The following is a 3,096-nucleotide window of genomic DNA, read 5'->3' as shown; positions in this document are numbered from 1 at the left end:
TTAATACTTAATACTTAATACTTAATACTTAATACTTAATACTTAATACTTAATACTTAATATTATTCCTTATTACTTTTAGCTTTTTCCTTTTCTTGTTTCTTGAATGCACCTCTCAATAAAAATGTGTGCTTCAACAAATCTAAATCTTCTTCTAATTTTTTAGAACTAGAGTCTAAATTTTGAATGGTAGATTTAAGATGCGTACCAGTTGCATCGTCATGAAGCAACACACCTAAAGTACTGTTCGGATTTTGACTTGCTGCTTTAAGCGTTGTCATCATTTCAGATGCAGAATCAGCCATTTGTTGTAGTTCTTGAATACTTGCAGACATCGACTTAAATACAATTGTATCGGTTACTAAATCATTCATCAACGTCCCTTCTTTATTCAATTTATTTGCATAAATGGCTAATGAATTCATCAATCCTTGTGCTTTAGCAGATGCTTGCTGCAATGTTTCTGTAGTCTTATTGATGTTATCAAAAACACTTTCATCCGTCATTAATTTACCAATCGTACCTTTACCATCAACCATACGTTTACTTATTACCTTAAAGTCGTCTGTAATGGCTAAGATGTTTTTATTGTTTTGCTGCAATGTATTCATTACATCATCCGTAGACAAAACCGTTACAACGTGCAAGGAATCTCCATCGACTACTTCCCCTGCACCAACTGTTCCGCCATAAATAATTAATATTTTTTTACCAATCAATCCATCGGAACCTAGTTTAACAAAGGCATCTTTGCGAACGTATTGTTGAGCGGCTTCATCTAAATTCATTACGACTTGAACTTTTGATTTTCCGTAAAAATTCAAACTTTTAACAGTACCAATCTTTACACCCGAATACCAAATATTACTTCCAGGAAGTAATCCGTTTACATCATCAAATACAGTTGTAATTTTCATTTTAGTTGTAAAGGTGGTATGGAGATTACCAACAGTCAATATACCAGCTAGCAATACTAGTATTCCAACTAGAGAGAACATTCCGACAATAACGGCGCGTTTATTAGGTGAGTCTTTCATTATTTTATTTTATAAAATTATAGTTATAAAAACTTTTTATACGTTCATCTTCATTCTCCGTAAATACTTCTTCAAAAGTTCCTGTTTTAATAAATGCACCATCCAACAACATAGCAACGCGATCACCTGTCTCTTTAGCACATGTTAAATCATGGGTAATAATTATCGAAGATGTATTATACTTCTCTTTCACTTCATTAATCAGTTCATTGATCTCAATACATGTAATGGGGTCTAATCCAGAAGTAGGCTCATCGTACAACATTATTTTAGGTTTTAAAATTAATGTGCGCGCAATACCTATTCGTTTTCGTTGCCCTCCAGATAAATCTGAAGGCATTTGATTCATCTTATCTGTTAAGCCAACAGCCTCTAGTACTTCTTCGACAGAATCATTAACTTCCCCTTTAGATAAATTCTTATAATTCATCACTAAAGGAAATTCTAAATTTTGTCTTACACTCATGCTATCATACAACGCACTACTTTGAAATGCAAATCCAATATGCAAGCGTAATGCATCTAATTCTTTTTGATTTAATTTGTCTACTACTTTTCCAAGTACTTCCACATAACCAGAATCTGGCTTTAATAAACCAACCAATATTTTTATTAATACAGATTTACCTGTACCAGACTTCCCTAAAACGACAACATTTTCGCCTTTGTATACATCTAAATTTACATCTGTCAGTACATGTAAATCACCAAATGATTTATACAAACCTTTAATGAATATAGCTTTCTCTGTTTTATCAATTCTATGTTCGTTGTTCTCCATCTTTTAGAAAAATCTAATCCAGTTACTAATTTGTACAATTACAATCTCTTCAATGAAAATCAAAAACATTGTTGTAACAACTGCTTGATTCGCAGCCTTACCTACTCCACGTGTACCTTGCGATGCATTAAACCCTTTATAACAACCAACGATGCCAATTGTAAAACCAAAGACTATTGCTTTTGCCACAGAAGAAAATATATCTATAAATCCTATGTCGCCAAAACCACTTTGAAAGAAGTTTGCAAAGCTAGTTGTTTCATTTGCATGTACATTTACAAATGCTCCAAGCAAACCTACGCAGCTACAATAAAAGGAAAGTATAGGAACCATTAATGTTGTAGCTGTAACGCGGGTAACCACTAAATATTTAAAGGGATTAATTGCAGAAACTTCCATTGCATCTATCTGCTCCGTAACTTTCATAGATCCTAATTCTGCACCAATACTTGAACCGACTTTACCTGCACAAATCAATGCCGTAACAAGTGATCCTAATGCTCGCACCAAGGCTATTGAAATAAGAGAAGGCAACCAAGAGGTAGCACCAAAAACTTCTAGTGATGGTCTTGATTGTTTTGTAAATACAACGCCAGTTACAAAGCCTGTAAGAGTGATTAGTGGAAGTGATTTTAATCCAACTTCGTAACATTGATCAATTATTTGTCTAAAATGATAAGGACCTTTAAACGCTTGTTTAAAAAACAAACCCATGAATGCTATTGCATCATAAATACCTTTAAACGTTTCATCAATTCCTTTAGAGAATATATATTTTCTGACTTTTTTGGCCATTGAGTTTAATTATTAAATCAAGATAATTCTAAAATACAATATGCTTTAGAATATATTATTAAGTTAATGAACTTTAAATTACTGATGTCATTTACATAAAGCAAATATACCTGATTGCAACTGCTAGTTACAGGTATTTCACGTTTCAATTATTACAAAAAAATGAAATATTGTTACACCATTAACTTTAAGGTCTTTGCAAACAATAATCATTCATACTGTAAATTTTAAAAACGCATCTACCAATTTAACATTCTCTTTTTTCAATAGCAACCGTAAAAAATATTTGTATTGATAGCTAAGTTATACATCAGTCATTGATCTTACTAATGACAATAGCTTATTAATTAACAAATCATGTTGTATTGTGTTTTCGAAAAATTGAAGTGGAATACTTCTACGATTGAATATAATAGTAAAAAATAATAGTAGCCTGTACGGGAATCGAACCCGTGTTTCGTCCGTGAAAGGGACGCGTCCTAA

3 protein-coding genes are annotated in these 3,096 nt (G+C 32.3%); all 3 read right to left on the bottom strand.

Annotation, left to right across the window (positions count from 1 at the left end; all coding sequences use genetic code 11):
- Positions 1-62: 62 nt before the first annotated feature.
- From Q0543_RS10380 to Q0543_RS10370, 3 genes are read right to left on the bottom strand one after another with little or no spacing between them, the layout of a single operon-like run.
- Entirely contained in the window at positions 63-1,037 is a 975-nt protein-coding gene (locus Q0543_RS10380; protein ID WP_299252340.1) for an MlaD family protein, read from the bottom strand.
- 4 nt (positions 1,038-1,041) lie between these two features.
- The gene (locus tag Q0543_RS10375) at positions 1,042-1,818 is read right to left on the bottom strand and encodes an ATP-binding cassette domain-containing protein (protein ID WP_299252337.1); all 777 of its coding nucleotides are present in this window, start codon (positions 1,816-1,818) and stop codon (positions 1,042-1,044) included.
- 3 nt (positions 1,819-1,821) lie between these two features.
- On the bottom strand, positions 1,822-2,613 hold the full coding sequence (locus Q0543_RS10370; RefSeq protein WP_299252335.1) for an ABC transporter permease: 792 nt from the start codon (positions 2,611-2,613) through the stop codon (positions 1,822-1,824).
- Positions 2,614-3,096 lie beyond the last annotated feature (483 nt).

The organism is uncultured Cytophaga sp. (assembly GCF_937863595.1).
In the GTDB taxonomy this organism is placed as follows: domain Bacteria; phylum Bacteroidota; class Bacteroidia; order Cytophagales; family Cytophagaceae; genus Cytophaga.
This window is presented reverse-complemented; position numbering and strand designations above follow the sequence as displayed.